Consider the following 16616-nt stretch of genomic DNA (forward strand, 5'->3'; position numbering starts at 1 on the left):
GTCGCAGTAGCGCTTCGAGCGGTTGCGGGAGAAGTCCACGAGCACCGCCTCGCAGTCCTCCGCCGCGCAGACGCGGATCCGCTCGCGCTCGTCGCCGCGGATCACGTCGACGAACGCCATGGCGGCCTCGACCAGGATGCGAGTGGCGAGCGGGCTCTCGTCGCGCGTCGCGTGGAGGTGCCAGCCGTAGGGTCCGTGCCGGACCAGCTGCGGGAGCGCGCGGCCGGAGTCGAGCATCCCGTTGACGACGGGGACGAGGTCCTCCTCGGCGCGCGTGAGCCAGAGGGTGCGGAGGGAGGAGCGGATCGCCCGCACGGCCTCCAGTTCCTCGGCCGATCCGTCGCGGCTGCCCGTGTAGCGGTTCTGGAGGAGGAAGTCGTCCAGCTGCTCGATCGTCGCCATCTCGTCCTCGCCGGACGGCGACAGCTCGGGGAGCGTGTTGACGAGGGTGGCGGTGGAGGTCAGTGACGCCTCGACGTCATAGGCGAACACCATGTTGACTCCTGACAGTGCGGCTCAGTAGTGTGCGATCAGCTCGCTGTCACGAGTGTAATCCTTTTGACTCCTGAAGGAGCCGGCCATGACCGCCGAGAGCACCGCCGCCGTCACCCTCCCCGCCGCGAGCGCGCCCGCGCCTGCACGGCGCCTCGGCTCGGGCCTCGTCGCGGCGCTGGCCGCGTCGGCGGCGTTCGGTCTGGGCGGGCCGTTCGTGAAGCCGCTCCTCGAGGCGGGCTGGACGCCGGCGTCCGCGGTCCTCTGGCGCGCGGGCGGCGCCGCCCTGATCCTCGCGATCCCGGCGGTCCTGTCCCTCCGCGGCCGTTGGCCCGTGCTCCGCCGCAACCTCGGCACGATCGCCCTCTACGGAGTCTTCGCCGTGATCGCCGCGCAGCTCTGCTTCTACAGCGCGATCGAGCACATGTCGGTCGGCGTCGCCCTGCTGATCGAGTACCTCGCGCCGGTGTTCCTCGTCCTCCTCGCCTGGGCGCGCACCCGCCGGCACCCCGGCCGCTTCACCCTCGCCGGCTCCGCTCTCGCGCTCGGCGGCCTGGTGCTCGTGCTCGACCTGTCCGGCGAGTCGACCCCCGAGCTGGTCGGCATCGCCTGGGCGCTGACCGCCTCGCTCGGCCTGTGCGTCTACTACGTCATCGCCGGCCGAGTGGATCCGGAGCTGCCGCCGATCGCGCTCACGGCGGGGGCGATGACGGTCGGCGCCGCGATCCTGCTGGCACTCGGGGCGCTCGGCGTCACACCGCTGCGCGCGACCTTCGGAGAGGTGGTGTTCGTCGGAGCGGAGGTCAGCTGGCTCCTCCCCGCGGGCGTGATCCTCGGCATGTCGACGGTGCTGGCGTATCTGCTCGGGATCGAGGGCGGACGCCGTCTCGGCACGCGGATCGCCTCCTTCGTCGGCCTGACGGAGGTGCTGTTCTCGATCGCGGCCGCGTGGCTGATCCTCGGCGAGCTGCCCGCGCCGATCCAGTTCGGCGGCGGCGCGCTGATCCTCGCGGGGGTCGTCCTGGTCCGGCTGCAGCGCGAGCCCGGCACCCCCTGATCGCGGGGGTGCCGCATCCGGGGCGCCGGGCACCCCGTACGCTGATCGCACTCATGCGCGAGCCCACCCGATCCCCGCGACGCGTCGCCGCGGTCCTGGCCGCCCTCGCACTCCTCCTCTCGGGCTGCGCGAGCACCACTCCCGTCTCGGAGCCGGTGGCGCAGGCGCTCGGAGCGGCACCTGCACCCGACTGGTCCGGCGTGAGCGTGACGGCCGACGTCGTCTACGACGCGAGCACCGGGCAGAGCGTCGACGTCTGCTCCTCCCCTGCCCCGTCGGCGGAGCCGCGGCCCGCCGTCCTCGTCGTGCACGGCGGCAGCTGGGCCCGTGGAGGCAAGGCCGACGCGAAATGGCGCCCGATCTGCCAGTGGCTCGGATCGGAGGGGTTCGTCGCCGTCTCGGTCGACTACCGCCTCGCGCCCGCCGCCGTGTTCCCCGCGCAGCTCGACGATGTGACGGCCGCCCTCGACTGGCTGCTCGAGCCGGAGCAGACCGCGCGCTTCGGCATCGATCCGGAGCGGGTGGCGGCCTTCGGCGGCTCGGCCGGCGGCAACCTCGCCTCTCTGCTCGGCACGCTGCCGTCGACCTCGTCGCGCCTGGCCGCCGTGGTCGACCTGAGCGGTCCCTCCGATCTCAGCGCCGCCGGCCTCGCCGACGACGACCCGGTTGTCGGAGTCGCGGCCGCCGTGCGCAGCTACCTCGACTGCGCGGACCTCGCCTCCTGCCCCGCTGCGACCGCCGCCTCGCCCCTCGCGCAGGTGGACGGCTCCGAGCCGCCGTTCCTCATCGCGCACGCGGCGCACGAGCGGGTCGCGCTCAGCCAGTCGACCCGCTTCGCGGAGGCGCTGCGCGGAGCGGGCTCGAGCGTCGACCTCCTCGTCCTCCCCGGCTCGCTGCACTCGATCGCGCTCCTCGACGACGCTCTGCGTGCTCGGGTCGTCGAGTTCCTCCGCGCCCACCTGGGCTCGTGAGCGGAGTCGTCGTCCGCCTCGAGGACGCAGCCGGAGCGGAGGGCCTCCTCGCCGCGGTCCCGCCCCCGCACGCCCGCGTCCTGGTCGCCCGGATCGACGGGGCGGCGTCCGGCGTGCTGGTGCTCGCTCCCGGCCCGGACGACTTCGCCGAGGTGCTGGAGCTCGTGGTCGCCTCCGTCCACCGGCGCACGGGAGTCGCCCGACGGCTCGTCGCGGCGGCGGAGTCGTGGGCGCGGGTGCAGCGGATCCGCACGCTGCGCCTGGCCGCCGCTCCGGAGCTCGCCCCAGCGGCCGGGGCGCTCGGCTTCACGGCGATCGACGGCTTCGGAGCCCACGTCGGCGACGACGCGGTGCTCTGCTTCGCGCGTCCGGTCTGAGCAGCGCCCGCTCCGAGGCGTGTGCCGCTCCCGAGAGGCGGCCCCGCCTCGTCCGGCGCGCACCCCCGCCGTCAGTCGATCGAGCAGCCCGGCTCGTCCGACAGTGCCCGCTGGATCCGGGCGCGGTGCTCGTCCGACATCGGCGGCAGCGCGTCGGGCGCGAACCAGCCGACCTCGGTCGACTCGTCGTCCGCGACGTGGGCCTCCCCCGAGATCCAGCGGCAGCGCACCACGTGGTCGAGGTACTGCGAGCGGTCCCCGTTGGGGTACTGCATCGGTGGGAGGGTGTGCACCTGCACGAGGCGCTCGACCTCGATCTCGACGCCCGCCTCCTCCTGCGCCTCGCGGCGGGCGGTGCCGGCGACGGTCTCGCCCGGGTCGATGATCCCGGTGACGGCCGTCCAGGCGCCGGTGTCGGCGCGCCGGACGAGCAGGACCTCGAGCGCCGGCTCCTCGCGGAGGATCACCGCGGTCACGCCGGTGAGCCAGAGCAGCTCGGTCCCGATCCGCTCGCGCAGTCGCAGCACGAAGTCGGGAGTCGCCATCAGTGCTCTTCGGGTCGGAAGTCGAACGCGACGATGCCGGCCGTGTCGACGAACGGCCCGACGAACTCCTTGAACGCGTCGTGCGCCGGATCCCAGTGCGCGGGGTCCTCGACGGCCGGCCGGCCCAGGTAGTAGTGCAGGTCGCCCTCGGAGGAGAAGGTCAGCAGGAACGCGCGGTCGAAGCCCTCGCCCGCGCCCTCGATGCTCAGCTGCGGCCCGGTCTCGATCGACTCGATGTAGGGCCGTCCGTCGCGGACGCACTCGTCGGCCAGGGCGAGGAAGCGGCGGGTGACCTCGTCCGCCTCGGCGACCAGCGCCGTCGGGCGGAAGCGGATCAGGACGAGGTGCCGGAGCGTGCCCGGGCGGAAGTCGCGGGCGACGAAGCGCTCCGGACCGATCTCGTCGAGGACCGCGGTGGCGCGCTCCGGGCCGCTGCGCCAGCGCGAGCCGACCGTCCCGGCCGCATCCCTGATGTCCGTCATGCCGACGCCTTCCCGGCGCGGGCGGCACGCCGCCGCTCACGATACCCCTCGACAAGGTTGTAGACGACGGGCAGGACCACGAGGGTCAGCACCGTCGAGGACACCAGGCCGCCGATCACGACGATCGCCAGCGGCTGCGAGATGAAGCCGCCGTGGCCCGTGATCCCCAGCGCCATCGGCAGGAGGGCGAAGATCGTCGCGAGGGCGGTCATCAGGATGGGCCGGAGCCGCCGCTCGGTGCCGTGCAGCAGCGCCTCCCGCACCGGCATCCCGCGATCGCGGTACTGGTTCACCAGGTCCACGAGCACGATCGCGTTGGTGACGACGATGCCGATCAGCATCAGCACGCCGATCAGGGACGGCACGCCCAGCGGCACGCCGGTGATCACCTGCAGGAGGATCGCGCCGGTCGCCGCGAACGGCACGGACACGAGCAGGAGCAGCGGCTGCAGGAGCGAGCGGAACGTCGCCACCATCACGACGTAGACGATCAGGATCGCGACCAGCAGCGCGATGCCCAGCTGCGAGAACGCGTCGGCCTGGTCGGCGGTCACTCCGCCGAGGGAGGCGTCGACACCGGCCGGAAGCGCCGTCGCGTCGATCGCGTTCTGCACGGCGACGTTGGCCGAGGCGAGGTCGTCGCCCTCCGGGGTGACGGTGATGGTCGCGGTGCGCTGCCCGCGCTCGGTGGTGATGCTCGCCGGACCGTCCGTCTGCTCGACCGCCGCGAGGGTGGAGAGCGCGACGGTGCCGGTGAGGGTCGGCACCTCGAGGTTCCGCAGCTCGTCCACGGTGGCCGGCGGCTGCCCGTCGGCCAGGTAGATCGAGAGGGTGCGGTCGTCGATCACGACGCTGCCGACCTGGCTGGGCTGGAGCGCCTGGCTGACGATCGTGCCCACGGCGACCTCGCTGAGACCCGCCCGGGCCGCGGCGTCGCGGTCGACCCGCACCGCGATGTAGGGCAGCGAGGAGGAGAGGTTGCTCTCGGCCTGGCTGATCCCGTCGGTCCCGCGCAGGGCCTCGAGGAGCTGGTCGCTCGCGCTCTGGAGGTCGCTCTGCGAGGCGGTCGAGAGGTCGACCTCGATGTCCGAGGAGGCGCCGAAGCCGGAGGAGGCGGCGACGCTGATGTCCTCGGCCGAGGCGACGCCCGACAGCGCGTCGCGGACGTCCGCCTGCACGGCCTCCTGGTCGGCCGACTCATCGGTGGTGACGGAGTAGCGGATCGAGGTGCCGCCGCCGCCTCCCCCGCCGAACGCGCTCTGCAGGCCGCCGGAGGAGCCGACGGTGAGCTGGACGGTCTCGACTCCGTCGACGCCGAGGATCGCCGTGCTCGCCTGCTGCGCCGTCGCGTCCTGCGCGTCGAGGCTCTGGCCGACGGGGACCGTCTGGGTGACGGTGAAGGTGTCCTGCCCGCTGGAGCCGAGGAAGTTCGTCTTCATCAGCGGGTACAGCGCACCGGTCCCGACGAGCACGAGCAGCGCGAGGAGGACGGTGACGACCGAGTGCTTCAGCGTCCAGTGGATGATCGGGCCGTACACCGACTGCAGCCCGCGCGCCCGCCGGGGAGCGGCGTGGGCGCCGTGGTGCGGGGCCTCCTCGACCGGCGCGGCGGTGTCGGCCGGGACCCCCGAGGCGGGTGCCCCTCCGGCCGCCGCGCGCTCCTCCGCGAGCGCCGCCTGCGCGGCCTGGCGCACCGCCGGTCGCTTCGAGGGGCGGAGGAACCAGTAGGCGAGCACCGGCACGATCGTCAGCGCCACCACGAGTGAGGCGAGCAGGGCGATCGACACGGTCAGCGCGAAGGGCCGGAACAGCTCGCCCGTGGTGCCGCCGACGAACGAGATCGGCAGGAACACCGCGACCGTGGTGATCGTGGAGGCGGTGATCGCGCCGGCGACCTCGCGGACGGCGACCGCGATGGTCCGGGCCCGGTCCTCACCCGCGTCGAGGTGCCGCTTGATGTTCTCGATCACGACGATGGAGTCGTCGACCACACGGCCGATCGCGATGGTGAGCGCGCCGAGGGTCAGGATGTTGAGGGTGTAGCCGGCCGTCTGCAGGCCGATGAACGTGATCAGCACCGAGGTCGGGATCGAGATGGCCGTGACCAGGGTCGAGCGCACCGAGAGCAGGAACAGCAGGATCACCAGCACGGCGAAGACGAGGCCGAGCGCCCCCTCCTGCGCGAGCGACGCGATCGACTCCTGGATGTAGGGCGCCTGGTCGAAGACCGGGGTGAAGGCGGCGTTGTCGCCGATCGACTCCTCGAGGTCCGGGAGCAGCGCGGCCACGCCGGTCGACACGTCGACGGTGTTCGCGGCCGAGAGCTTGGTGATCGAGAGGGTCAGGGCGGGCTGGCCGTTGACGCGCGAGATCGAGGTGACGGGGGCGTCGGTGACGGCGACGGTCGCGACGGAGCCGAGGGTGGTGACGGTCGGCTCTGCGGTCACGGCCGCGACTCCCGCCGCCGCTCCGGCCTCGGAGCCGCCGGCGGAAGCCCCGGCACCCGCGGAGGCACCCGCGCCCGCTGACGCACCGGCGCCGCCCGCACCCGCGGAGGCACCTGCGGACGGCAGCAGCGGCAGCGCCGCGATCGCGTCGGTCGAGTCGAGCTTGACGCCCGACTGCACCGAGAAGGTCGACCCGTCCTGGGTGATCTGTCCGCCCGCGACGAGCACGCCGTTCTGCTGCAGGGCCGAGCGGATGTCGCCGGTCGAGAGGCCGGCCGCGGCGAGCGCCGCGTCGTCCGGGGTGATCGTGACGCGCTGGGCGGTCTCGCCGACGAGCGCCGCCTCGCGCACGCCCTCGACCTTCTCCAGGTCCGGGATGACCGTGGTGCGCAGGCGCTCGGCCAGCGCGTCCGCGTCGCCGTCGCTCGACACGGCGAGCTGCAGCACCGGCAGGTCGTCGAGGGAGCCGGTGACCACCTGCGGGTCGACGCCGTCCGGGAGCGTGCTCTTGATCCGGTTGATCGCCTGCAGGATCTTCTGCTCGGCGGTGGCGAGGTCGGTGCCGTAGGTGAAGGACGCCGAGATGAGGGAGGAGTCCGTGGAGGACGTCGCGCTGGTCGTCTCGAGCCCCGGCACCCCCTGGATGGCGGTCTCGATCGGCGTCGAGACGTCGTCGTTGACCACCTCCGGAGCGGCGCCCGGATAGGACGTGACGACGGCGAGCTGCGGGAAGGAGATCGACGGCGCGAGCTCCTGCTTGAGCCCGGTCAGGGCGACTCCGCCGAAGACGGCGATGACGACGGTGACGAGCGCGATGAGCGCCCGGTTTTTCATGCTGAGGACCGCGAGGAGATGCACCCTCCGAGTCTTCCATCAGCCGACTGAGTGTTGGGAGGGACGCGGCGTTCCGGGGCGCGCGACGGGGCGACCGGCGCCACCGGCCGGCCCCGGACGCCCTCAGCCCAGGCGGACCTCAGCCGTCGACGACCCGACAGGGAGGCTCACTGCAGCGCCCGCCCCGGCGCTCGAGAGCGCGAAGTCCCCGGCGAAGGCCCGGACGCCGACGCGCCCCTCGGCGTCCGTCCGGAGCACCGTCGACTCGAGCCACCAGTCCCCGCGGATCCGCGAGCGCAGCGCCTCGTAGGCCGGCTTCGGGCTCCCGTCGCGGCGGAGGAACCCGCCCGGCGCTCCGAGCCAGGCGCCGGCGTCGTCGAAGCCCCAGTAGGTGATCGCCTCGACCGCCGGATGCGCGACCAGCGTCTCGTAGTGCCGCACCATCTCGTCCGCCTGCCGCGCCTCCCCCTCCGGGGTGGTCGGCCAGTCCTCGACCACGTGGTCGTTGAGGTCCTCGATCTCGGCGGGCATCAGCTCGCCCGAGACGAGGGTGGTCTCGGTCCAGTGCAGCGGCAGGCCGAAGCGCGCGAACCTGTCGCAGATCGCCGTGATCTGCTCCTCCCCGCGGAACCGCTGGTGCATGTGCGACTGCAGGCCGATCGCGTCGGGCCGGATCCCGGCCTCGAGCACGTCCTCGATCAGCCGCTCGTACTCGGGCCCGAGGTCGAAGTCGTTCAGCACGAGCACCGGTCCGGTGCCGAGGCTGCGCGCCTCCGAGAAGGCCAGCTCGACCATGCCGACGCGTCCCTTCTCGCGGGCGAGGCGGGTGACGGCGTTCGTCACGCCGTCCGGCTCGTTCGCGAAGCGCGGCATGATGACGACCTCGTTGATCGCGTCCCAGGTGTCGATCAGCCCGGCGAAGGCGCCCACCTCCCGGCGGATGCGCGCGCGGAGGAGCTGCTCGGCCTCGTCCAGCGGCAGCGCGTCGAGCCACTCCGGCTTCACGTAGTGCCAGACCAGCGGGTGCCCCTTCAGCCGGACGCCGTCCGCGGCGAGCGCGCGCGCCTCGGTGAGCACCTCCTCCGTCGCGGTGCGGCCGCGCTCCTGCTCGAAGCGGCCCCAGTAGACGGGGAGCGTCGCCGTGTCGAACAGGTCGAGCCAGAGCCGGCGCTCCTCGGCGCGCGCGGGGTCGGTGCTCGGCGGAGTGCAGCCGAAGGCGAAGGCGTGGCGGCGCTGCTCGACCGTCACGTCGGCGTGGGCGAGCGGAGCGCCGTCGGCACCGAGGACGGTGACGAGGGCGTCGGCGAGACGGGGGCTGAAGTCGGTCATGCGGGGCCTCTCAGGCGGGGTGGCGCTCGTCGAGCGCCGTGTACTCGGATCGGGTGAGCGGGAGGACCGCTCCGTGCTTGGTGTCCTCGGGCAGGTCGAACTCCTCCGCGAGCTCCCAGCGGCCCGAGGCCGGGTCGGTGCTCGTGTAGGCGCGGTAGCCGTAGGGGCGGAGGGCGTACTGGTCGACCCAGAGCGACCAGCGCTCCTCGCGGTGGTGCCGGAAGACCAGCGGCCCCTCGATGCTCGGGCCGAGCTCCTGCCCGATCCCCCGGGCGACGGTGGTGAAGTCGTCCGCGAGGAGGGAGGAGCCGACCTGCTGGAACACCTGCATCGTGTCGGGGGCCTCGTCGTGCTGCTTGGCGAAACGGTGGACGGCCGTGCGCTCGATCAGGAGCGTCATGTCGATCACTCCGCCGGGCAGCCGCAGGTAGGTCTCGGGCTCGGTGAACGTGCGGAAGTCGCGCGTGCGGGAGAGCAGGATGCGGCTGTCGCCCGTCTCGCCGGTGGCGGGGTCGCCGTCCTCGGCCAGCCCGGAGGACCAGTGCACGAGGAAGTCGCCCGAGACCGGGTCGTAGACCGACTCCGGCGCCCAGGCCATGCCCGCGCCCTCGGGAGCGACGGCGACCGCTCGCGGCTCGGACCACTCGAGGAGGTCAGGGGAGTCCCAGACCACGAGGTCGCGGCTCCCCCGGTGCCGGTAGAGGTCCCAGTCCGGGCTCTCGGGCCGCCAGACGCGGAGATCGGTGGCGACGAGGTGGAAGCCCCGCGGCCCGCGGACGATGTGGGGGTCGCGGACGCCGCCCGTGCCGCCGGTCCACTCCAGCACCGGCCCGAGCGCCCGCCAGCGCAGCGGATCGTCGCCCCGGCTGAGCGAGAGGAAGATCTTCTCGCTGTGGCCGGTCCGGTCCTCCACGAAGTGGACCAGCAGGTAGCCGTACCCGTCGCTCATGAGAGAACGATCTCACACGCCCGGCGGGCACTCCACCTCAGACCACGTCGGCGAGGTACCCCGGGTCGGCCGCCGGGTGCCGGGCGACCTGCTCCCACGCCGTCGCGAGCGCCTCCACGGCCCGGTCGGTCGCCTCGGGCGAGTAGCCGATCGGGATGCGGAGGAAGCGCTCGAAGGCGCCGTCGATCCCGAAGCGCGGGCCCGCGGTGATCAGCAGGCCCGCCGTCCGGGCGGCGAGCGCGAGCTGCGAGCTCGCCGGCCGGCCCAGGCCCACCCAGGTGGAGAGGCCGCCCGAGACCCGCGGCACGCTCCACTCCGGGATCGCGCGCGCCAGGGCCGCTTCGAGGTGGTCGCGGCCCGCGCGCAGCTGCGAGCGCCGCAGCTCCAGCACGCCGTCCATCCGGCCGAGCATGTCCGCGACCAGGAGCTGCTCCAGGATCGGCGTGCCGAGGTCGCTCGCCGAGCGCGCCAGCGCCAGCTTGCGGATCACCGCCCGCTCGGCGCGGATCCAGCCGATCCGGATGCCGCCCCACAGCGTCTTGCCGACGGAGCCGATCGAGAGCACCGTCCCCTCGGGCCCGTAGGCGGCGAACGGCAGCGGCGTCATCCGCCGGTCGATGTCGAGCTCGGCCGTCGTCTCGTCGGCGATGATCAGGGTCCCCTGCCGGGCCGCGGCGGCGATCGCCCGCTCCCGCAGCTCGGGGGCTATGGAGCGGCCGGTCGGGTTGTGGAAGTCGGGCATCAGGTAGGCCAGGCTCGGGCTCGTGCCGCGCAGCGCGGCGATCAGGCCCTCTCCGTCCCAGCCGTCCGCCCCGTCGACGTTCACCGGCACGAGCCGCGCGCCGGCCAGCCGGAGGGCCTCGTAGGCGTGCGGGTAGGTCGGTGCCTCGATCAGCGCCCGGTCGCCCCGCGCGAGCAGGGTGCGGGCGACGAGCGCGATCGCGTGCTGCGCGCCGATGGTCACCATGATCTGGCCGGGCTCGGTGCGCAGACCCCGCGCGGTGTAGCGCTCGGCGATCGCGCGGCGCAGCACCGGCAGGCCGACGGTGTCGTAGGAGCCGGAGTCGAAGTGCTCGGGGGCCGCCTGCGCCGCGCGGGTGTACGCCTCGGCCAGCTCGGGGACGGCGGGCAGGGCCGCCTTGGTGAAGTCGAGGAAGTGCGGCGCGAGCGAGGGCACCGCGTGCACGGCCGCTCCCGGCAGGCGGGTGACGCTGCCGGAGCCGCGCACGCTGACGAGGTAGCCGCTGTCGCGCAGCTCGCGGTACGCGGCGGCCACGGTCGTGCGGCTGACGCCGAGGCGGGCCGAGAGCTCGCGCTCGGCGGGCAGGCGGCTGCCCGCGGGGATGCGGCCGTCGATCCCGAGGAGGCGGATCCGGTCGGCCAGCGCGAGGTAGGCGGGCCGGGTGCCGCGCTGCTCGCGCCAGTCGCCGAGGAGGGTCTGCAGGGCGCGCGCGCCGAAGTGGACATCAGCCATGCGTCCAAGGTAGCCGGATTGGACCGCGCGAAGAAGGCCAATGTCGCGCTGTGATGAGTCCATGACGCTCACCGCTCCCGTTGCCGCCGCCGCTCCCCCAGCGGGCCAGTGGCGCCTCCGACCCGTGCCGCGCCTGCTGGTGGGACTGATCCTCTACGGATTCGCCGACGCGATGATGATCCGCGCGGCGATCGGCGTGGACCCGTGGACCGTCTTCGCCCAGGGGGTCGCGCACCAGACCGGGCTCGGGATCGGACTGCTCACGAACGTGATCGGCCTGCTCGTCCTGCTGCTGTGGATCCCCCTCCGACAGCGGCCCGGTCTCGGCACCGTGCTGAACGTGCTCGTGGTCGGCACGATGATCGACGTCGGACTGCGTGTGCTGGCGACGCCGGAGGAGTGGTGGGCCCGCGGCCTGCTCTTCGCCGGCGGTCTCGTGCTGCTGGCGGTCGCGAGCGGGATCTACATCGGCGCCCACCTCGGTCCGGGCCCTCGCGACGGACTGATGCTGGGCCTGCACACCCGCACGGGCCTGCCGATCTGGGTGGCGCGCTCGGGCGTCGAGCTCACGGTGCTGCTCATCGGCTGGGCCCTCGGCGGCGACGCCGGCCTCGGCACCCTCCTCTTCGCGGTGCTGATCGGGCCGCTCTGCTCGGTGACCCTGCCTCTGCTCGGGGTGCGGAGGCACTGACCCGCGTACGACGGAGGCCCCTCCTCCCGGACCGGTTCCGGGAGGAGGGGCCTTCGCGATCGGATCGGCTAGCGCTTGGCCGCGATCTCCGCGCGCATCCGCGACGCCTCGTCGGAGTCCTGGATCGAGGCGATCCCCTCGGTGATCGAGGTGCCCGACGCGGGGGCCTCGTGCTCGTCCGCTCCGAGCGTGGTCTCGTCGAAGGGCGAGCGCCCGCCGAGGACCTCGCGGACCTGCACCATGTCGATCTGCTTGGTCCAGGTGCCCACGAGAAGGGTGGCGACCGCGTTGCCGGTGAAGTTGGTGACCGCGCGGGCCTCGGACATGAAGCGGTCGATGCCGACGATCACGCCGACGCCGTTGACCAGGTCGGGACGGAAGGACTGGAGGCCGCCGGCCAGCGTGGCCAGGCCCGCTCCGGTGACGCCCGCGGCGCCCTTCGAGGCGATCATCATGAAGAGGAGGAGGCCGATCTGCTCCGGGATCGACATCGGCGCTCCGGTGGCCGAGGCGATGAACAGCGACGCCATCGTGAGGTAGATCGCCGTGCCGTCGAGGTTGAAGGAGTAGCCGGTGGGCACGGTGATGCCGACGACGGGCTTGGAGACGCCGAGGTGCTCCATCTTCGCGATCAGGCGGGGCAGCGCCGCCTCCGAGGAGGAGGTGCCGACGATGAGCAGGTACTCGCGGGCCAGGTACTTCATCAGCGAGAAGATGCTCACGCCGGTCACCAGGCGCAGCAGCAGGCCGAGGACGACGACCACGAAGATCGCGCAGGTGATGTAGAAGCCGATCATCAGGGTGGCGAGAGCGACGACCGCTCCCCAGCCGGTCTTGCCGACGACCGCGGCGATGGCGCCGAACGCGCCGATCGGGGCGACCCAGAGCACCATCGAGAGGATGCGGAAGACCAGGACCTGGAGCTGCTTGATCGCTCCGAGGATCGGCTGGCCCTTGGCGCCCATCTTCTGCAGTGCGAAGCCGACGAGCAGCGCGACGAAGAGGGTCTGCAGGATGCTGCCGTCCACGAGCGAGGAGAACAGCGAGACGGGGATGATCCCGAGGACGAAGTCGCTGGTGCTCTCGGCCTTGAGGTCGCTGGTGTCGTAGGTGGCGCTCGAGATGTCGAGGCCCTCGCCCGGGTGCAGGATGTTGCCGACGACGAGGCCGATCGCCAGGGCGAAGGTCGACATCACGATGAAGTAGCCCAGCGCGAGTCCGCCGACCTTGCCGACCGTGGCGGCCTTCGCGATGGAGCCGATGCCGATGACGATGGTGCAGAAGATGATCGGCGCGATCATCATCTTGATCAGTCCGACGAAGGCCTTGCCGACGGGCTCGAGCGTCGCCGCGAAGGCGGGAGCGACGAGTCCGACCACGACGCCGGCGACCACGGCGATGATGACGGCGATGTAGAGCCAGTGGTTCCGGTCGATGCGCCGCCGGGTCTTCGGAGGGGTGACCGCGGGGATCAGCCGGTCGGACGGCGTCTGAGGCGTCTTCGCCATGGGGGTGTCCTTCTCTTCGTCGAGGTGAGGGGGTAGGACGATGGTGGCCCCGCCTCCGGAGCCCGGCACGGTTGCGTTCATACTGTTCACGGCGGGGCGCCCCGAGCGCTCGCTCACGAGGGAGTGGCATGGTCAGGACGCCGAGCGCACGCGGACCGCGCGGCAGCATCGCCGCGCGCCTGTTCGCCGTGCAGCTGCTGAGCATCCTGCTGATAGCCGCGGCGGCCGTCGCGGTGCTGGCCCTCGACGCGCGGAGCCGGGCGGGCGACGAGGCCGCCCAGCGGAGCCTCGTGGTGGCGCGGACGGTGGCCGACAATCCGTTCGTCCTCGAGTCGACGGCCGGTGCGGATCCCTCCGCGAGCCTGCAGCCGTACGCCGAGGAGGTCATGCGGGACACCGGCGTCGACTTCCTCACGATCATGGCCCCCGACCGCACCCGGTACACCCACCGCGACCGCGACCGGATCGGCCTGCCGTTCCAGGGCACGATCGAGCCCGCGCTGGAGGGGCGGACCTTCACCGAGACGTACACCGGCACGCTCGGACCCTCCGTCCGCGCCGTCGCACCGATCGAGGACGCCGACGGCGCGGTCGTCGCGCTCGTGTCGGCGGGCGTCACGCTCTCGGCCGTGGACGCCTCCTTCGCCGCCCGCGTGCAGGTCGTCGCGTGGGGCGCGCTCGGTGCGGTCGCGCTCGGCGCGCTCGGCTCCTGGCTCCTCGCCCGCTACCTGCGGCGGGTGACGGGCGGGCGGGGCCCGGAGCAGATGAGCCAGGTCTTCGCCTACTACGAGTCCGTCCTGCACTCGGTGCGGGAGGGGCTGCTGCTGGTCGACGACCGCGGCCGGCTGGTGCTCGCCAACGACCACGCGCTGGAGCTGCTCGGGCTCGAGGGCGTGCGGACGCCGGTACCGGTCGCCGAGCTCGACCTCCCCGGCGCCCTGCGCGAGCTGCTGCAGGACGACGAGCCCGTCTCGGACCGCCTGGTCGTGGCCCGCGAGCGGATCCTCGTGGTGAACGAGCGGCCCGCCGCCTCCCCCGGAGCCCGCCCCCTCGGCACGGTCGTCACGCTCCGGGACCGCACCGAGCTGCAGCGGGTGAGCGGCGAGCTGGAGTCGCTGCGCACCCTCTCGGACGCGCTGCGCTCGCAGACCCACGAGTTCTCGAACCGCCTGCACACCATCGCGTCGCTGATCGAGCTCGGCCGCCCCGACGAGGCGCTCGCGTTCGCCGCCGGCGAGCTGAACCTCAGCCAGCGCCTGGCCGACCGGGTCCTCGGCTCCGTGCAGGAGCCGGTGATCGCCGCCCTGCTGCTGGGCAAGGCCGCGCAGGCCCGCGAGCGCGGCGTCGAGCTGCACTTCGAGACGCACCTCGAGCCCGGCACGCAGGGGCTGGAGCCCGGGGACCTCGTGACGGTGCTCGGCAATCTGATCGACAACGCCCTCGACGCGGCCGCCTCCTCCGCTCCGGACCGCGAGCCGTGGGTGGAGGTCTACCTCGGCCTCGCGGAGGGCGAGCTGGTGGTGCAGGTGTCGGACAGCGGCCCCGGAGTCGCGAGCGCCGCCGACGTCTTCGCGCGCGGCTACTCGACGAAGGAGTCGGACGGCTTCGGCCGCGGCATCGGCCTGGCGCTGGTGCAGCAGGTGGTGGAGCGCCTCGGCGGCTCGATCGAGGTCTCGCGCCACGTCGGCGCGGTGTTCACGGTGCAGCTGCCGCTGCCCGCGCGGGTGGCGTCGTGATCCGGGTGCTCGTCGTCGAGGACGAGCCGCTGACCGCGAGCGCCCACGCCGACTACGTCCGGCGGGTCGACGGCTTCGAGGTGGCCGCGGTCGCCGGCAGCGGGGCGGAGGCGATCCGGGCCCTGCGCGCGGACCCGGGCATCGCGCTGATCCTGCTCGACATGAACCTGCCGGACATGGGCGGCCTCGACCTCTGCCGGGCCGTCCGGGCGGCGGGCCTGGACGTCGACGTCATCGCGATCACCGCCGTCCGCGACGCCGCGAACGTGCGCGCCTCCGTCGCCGCCGGCATCGTGCAGTACCTGATCAAGCCGTTCGTCTTCAGCGCGTTCGCCGCCAAGCTCGCCAGCTACCGGTCGTACCGCGAGCGGATGCACGGCGCCGACGTCGCCAGCCAGCACGAGGTGGACGGGGCCTTCGCGGCGCTCCGCACCTCCAACGCCCCGGGTCTGGCCAAGGGGCTCTCGGCGCAGACCCTCGAGGCCGTCACCGCGCTGCTGGGCCCCGTCGGCCTCTCGGCGGCCGAGCTCGCCACCCGCCTCGACATCTCGCGGGTGACGGCCCGCCGCTACCTCGAGCACCTCGCCGACTCCGGAGTCGCGGACCGCGCGCCCCGCTACGGCTCCCCCGGCCGCCCGGAGCTGGAGTACCGCCGCCGCTGAGCGCACGTCAGGCGGCCCGCAGCGCTGCGGCGATCTCCTCCTCGATCAGGTCGTGGTTGATCGCCGCACCCACGCGCAGCCCGTCGGCGGACGAGGCGACGACCTGCGCCATCGGCTCGACCAGCGAGCCCGCGGCGAAGACCCCGGCGACGCCGGTCCGGCCCATCGGATCGACGGCGAGGTGCCGCGCGACTCCCGACGGGTGGTCGGCGAGCTCGAGGCCGAGCCCCTCGGGGAGCCGCCCCTCGACCCGCGGGCCGACGACGAGCGCGTCGAGCTCGTGCCGCCGACCGTCGATCACCACGCCGACCAGGCGGTCGTCCTCGACGAGGACCTTCTCGACGCGACCCGGCACGAGAGCGATCCCGCGGGCGGCCAGCGCCGCCGCCTCGTCGCCGGCGGGCGCGGGTGCGCCGTGGAGCAGGATCGACGTCCGGTCGCTGAGCTGACGGAACATCTGCGCCTGGTGCCCGGCGAACGAGCTGCCGAACACGCCGATCCGCCGGCCGCGTACCTCGAAGCCGTGGCAGTAGGGGCAGTGCAGGACGTCCCGTCCCCAGCGGGCGCCGAGCCCGGGGATCTCCGGCAGCAGGTCGCGGACGCCGGTCGCGAGCAGGAGGCGGCGCGCGCGGAGGACCGTGCCGTCGGCGAGGGTCGCGGTCACGCCCTCGGCACCCGCGGAGGCGCGGACCGCCTCGCCCTCGACCACCCGGGCTCCGTAGCCCTCGGCCTCGGCGCGCGCCAGGCGCACCAGCTCCGTGGGCGGGACGCCGTCGCGGGTCAGCACGTTGTGGGCACCGGGCGAGGGTGCGTTGCGCGGAGGTCCGCCGTCGACGACGAGGACGTCGCGGAGACTGCGGCCGAGGGCGGTGGCGGCGGCGAGGCCTGCGAAGGAGGCGCCGAGGATCAGGACGTCGGCGGGGGCAGGGACGGACGGGCCGGTGGGGGCGTCGGTGGAGGTCATGGGTCGATGCTCCGCCGCCCCGGGGCGGGCCGCGAGGATCCGTGCCGTTCCGGCATGCGGCGCGACCGCCCGTGCCAGGATGGCGTCGTGCCCGAGAC

15 protein-coding genes are annotated in these 16616 nt (G+C 73.5%); 6 read left to right on the forward strand and 9 right to left on the reverse strand.

Going from position 1 to position 16616, the window contains the following annotated elements:
• Nucleotides 1–495: ABATE domain-containing protein (locus C5C37_RS16500; RefSeq protein ID WP_104339299.1), on the reverse strand; the 495-nt coding region annotated here is incomplete at its 3' end.
• 85 nt (nt 496–580) lie between these two features.
• On the opposite strand from C5C37_RS16500, the gene C5C37_RS16505 reads away from it, so the two are divergent.
• From C5C37_RS16505 to C5C37_RS16515, 3 genes are read left to right on the forward strand one after another with little or no spacing between them, the layout of a single operon-like run.
• Complete coding sequence (locus C5C37_RS16505) at nt 581–1549, forward strand: DMT family transporter (protein ID WP_104257663.1); 969 nt, start codon at nt 581–583, stop codon at nt 1547–1549.
• 53 nt (nt 1550–1602) lie between these two features.
• Nucleotides 1603–2520 carry an alpha/beta hydrolase gene (locus C5C37_RS16510; protein ID WP_104339300.1) on the forward strand — a complete coding sequence of 306 codons (918 nt, stop codon included), beginning with the start codon at nt 1603–1605 and terminating at the stop codon, nt 2518–2520.
• Nucleotides 2517–2897: a GNAT family N-acetyltransferase gene (locus C5C37_RS16515; RefSeq protein ID WP_104246893.1), complete on the forward strand. Its 381-nt coding sequence runs from the start codon at nt 2517–2519 to the stop codon at nt 2895–2897. The genes C5C37_RS16510 and C5C37_RS16515 overlap by 4 nt, the downstream gene beginning before the upstream one ends.
• A gap of 71 nt (nt 2898–2968) precedes the next feature.
• Here C5C37_RS16515 and C5C37_RS16520 read toward each other — a convergent pair whose 3' ends face one another.
• The 6 genes from C5C37_RS16520 to C5C37_RS16545 form a co-directional block, all read right to left on the reverse strand.
• Entirely contained in the window at nt 2969–3442 is a 474-nt protein-coding gene (locus C5C37_RS16520) for an NUDIX domain-containing protein (RefSeq protein WP_104246894.1), read from the reverse strand.
• Complete coding sequence (locus tag C5C37_RS16525) at nt 3442–3924, reverse strand: Dabb family protein (RefSeq protein ID WP_104246895.1); 483 nt, start codon at nt 3922–3924, stop codon at nt 3442–3444. Before C5C37_RS16525 ends, C5C37_RS16520 begins: the two co-directional genes overlap by 1 nt.
• Nucleotides 3921–7229, reverse strand: a complete 3309-nt coding sequence (locus tag C5C37_RS16530; RefSeq protein ID WP_104339301.1) for an efflux RND transporter permease subunit — start codon at nt 7227–7229, stop codon at nt 3921–3923. The genes C5C37_RS16525 and C5C37_RS16530 overlap by 4 nt, the downstream gene beginning before the upstream one ends.
• Before the next feature lie 99 nt (nt 7230–7328).
• Nucleotides 7329–8534, reverse strand: a complete 1206-nt coding sequence (locus C5C37_RS16535; protein WP_104339302.1) for an endo-1,4-beta-xylanase — start codon at nt 8532–8534, stop codon at nt 7329–7331.
• A 10-nt stretch (nt 8535–8544) separates the two neighbouring features.
• Entirely contained in the window at nt 8545–9483 is a 939-nt protein-coding gene (locus C5C37_RS16540) for a glycoside hydrolase family 43 protein (protein WP_104339303.1), read from the reverse strand.
• 37 nt (nt 9484–9520) lie between these two features.
• A complete protein-coding gene (locus tag C5C37_RS16545; RefSeq protein ID WP_104339304.1) occupies nt 9521–10957 on the reverse strand; it encodes a PLP-dependent aminotransferase family protein in 1437 nt (478 codons plus the stop codon).
• Between the two features lie 61 nt (nt 10958–11018).
• Between C5C37_RS16545 and C5C37_RS16550 the strand changes: the two genes are divergently transcribed.
• Nucleotides 11019–11648, forward strand: a complete 630-nt coding sequence (locus C5C37_RS16550) for a YitT family protein (protein ID WP_374953113.1) — start codon at nt 11019–11021, stop codon at nt 11646–11648.
• Nucleotides 11649–11716: 68 nt separating this feature from the next.
• Here the strand turns inward: C5C37_RS16550 and C5C37_RS16555 are convergent, their stop codons facing one another.
• Nucleotides 11717–13156, reverse strand: a complete 1440-nt coding sequence (locus C5C37_RS16555) for a cation:dicarboxylate symporter family transporter (RefSeq protein WP_104223811.1) — start codon at nt 13154–13156, stop codon at nt 11717–11719.
• 128 nt (nt 13157–13284) lie between these two features.
• Here C5C37_RS16555 and C5C37_RS16560 point away from each other — a divergent pair, with 128 nt between their 5' ends.
• Together C5C37_RS16560 and C5C37_RS16565 are read left to right on the forward strand one after the other, a co-directional pair.
• Entirely contained in the window at nt 13285–14892 is a 1608-nt protein-coding gene (locus C5C37_RS16560; RefSeq protein ID WP_104246900.1) for a sensor histidine kinase, read from the forward strand.
• Nucleotides 14889–15554, forward strand: a complete 666-nt coding sequence (locus C5C37_RS16565) for a response regulator (protein ID WP_104223809.1) — start codon at nt 14889–14891, stop codon at nt 15552–15554. Before C5C37_RS16560 ends, C5C37_RS16565 begins: the two co-directional genes overlap by 4 nt.
• 7 nt (nt 15555–15561) lie before the next feature.
• On the opposite strand, the gene C5C37_RS16570 is transcribed toward C5C37_RS16565, so the two are convergent.
• Nucleotides 15562–16518 (reverse strand): NAD(P)/FAD-dependent oxidoreductase, encoded by a 957-nt coding sequence (locus C5C37_RS16570; protein WP_104339305.1) that lies wholly within the window; start codon nt 16516–16518, stop codon nt 15562–15564.
• Nucleotides 16519–16616 lie beyond the last annotated feature (98 nt).

It is taken from the genome of Rathayibacter sp. AY1F9 (assembly GCF_002932155.1).
Classification (GTDB): domain Bacteria; phylum Actinomycetota; class Actinomycetes; order Actinomycetales; family Microbacteriaceae; genus Rathayibacter.

Bases quoted from the DNA above. Each gene is read 5' to 3' on its own strand.
- C5C37_RS16505 (WP_104257663.1), top strand. From the start codon at position 581: ATGACCGCCGAGAGCACCGCCGCCGTCACCCTCCCCGCCGCGAGCGCG.
- C5C37_RS16510 (WP_104339300.1), top strand. From the start codon at position 1,603: ATGCGCGAGCCCACCCGATCCCCGCGACGCGTCGCCGCGGTCCTGGCC.
- C5C37_RS16520 (WP_104246894.1), bottom strand. From the start codon at position 3,442: ATGGCGACTCCCGACTTCGTGCTGCGACTGCGCGAGCGGATCGGGACC.
- C5C37_RS16525 (WP_104246895.1), bottom strand. From the start codon at position 3,924: ATGACGGACATCAGGGATGCGGCCGGGACGGTCGGCTCGCGCTGGCGC.
- C5C37_RS16535 (WP_104339302.1), bottom strand. From the start codon at position 8,534: ATGACCGACTTCAGCCCCCGTCTCGCCGACGCCCTCGTCACCGTCCTC.
- C5C37_RS16540 (WP_104339303.1), bottom strand. From the start codon at position 9,483: ATGAGCGACGGGTACGGCTACCTGCTGGTCCACTTCGTGGAGGACCGG.
- C5C37_RS16545 (WP_104339304.1), bottom strand. From the start codon at position 10,957: ATGGCTGATGTCCACTTCGGCGCGCGCGCCCTGCAGACCCTCCTCGGC.
- C5C37_RS16550 (WP_374953113.1), top strand. From the start codon at position 11,019: ATGACGCTCACCGCTCCCGTTGCCGCCGCCGCTCCCCCAGCGGGCCAG.
- C5C37_RS16555 (WP_104223811.1), bottom strand. From the start codon at position 13,156: ATGGCGAAGACGCCTCAGACGCCGTCCGACCGGCTGATCCCCGCGGTC.
- C5C37_RS16560 (WP_104246900.1), top strand. From the start codon at position 13,285: ATGGTCAGGACGCCGAGCGCACGCGGACCGCGCGGCAGCATCGCCGCG.
- C5C37_RS16570 (WP_104339305.1), bottom strand. From the start codon at position 16,518: ATGACCTCCACCGACGCCCCCACCGGCCCGTCCGTCCCTGCCCCCGCC.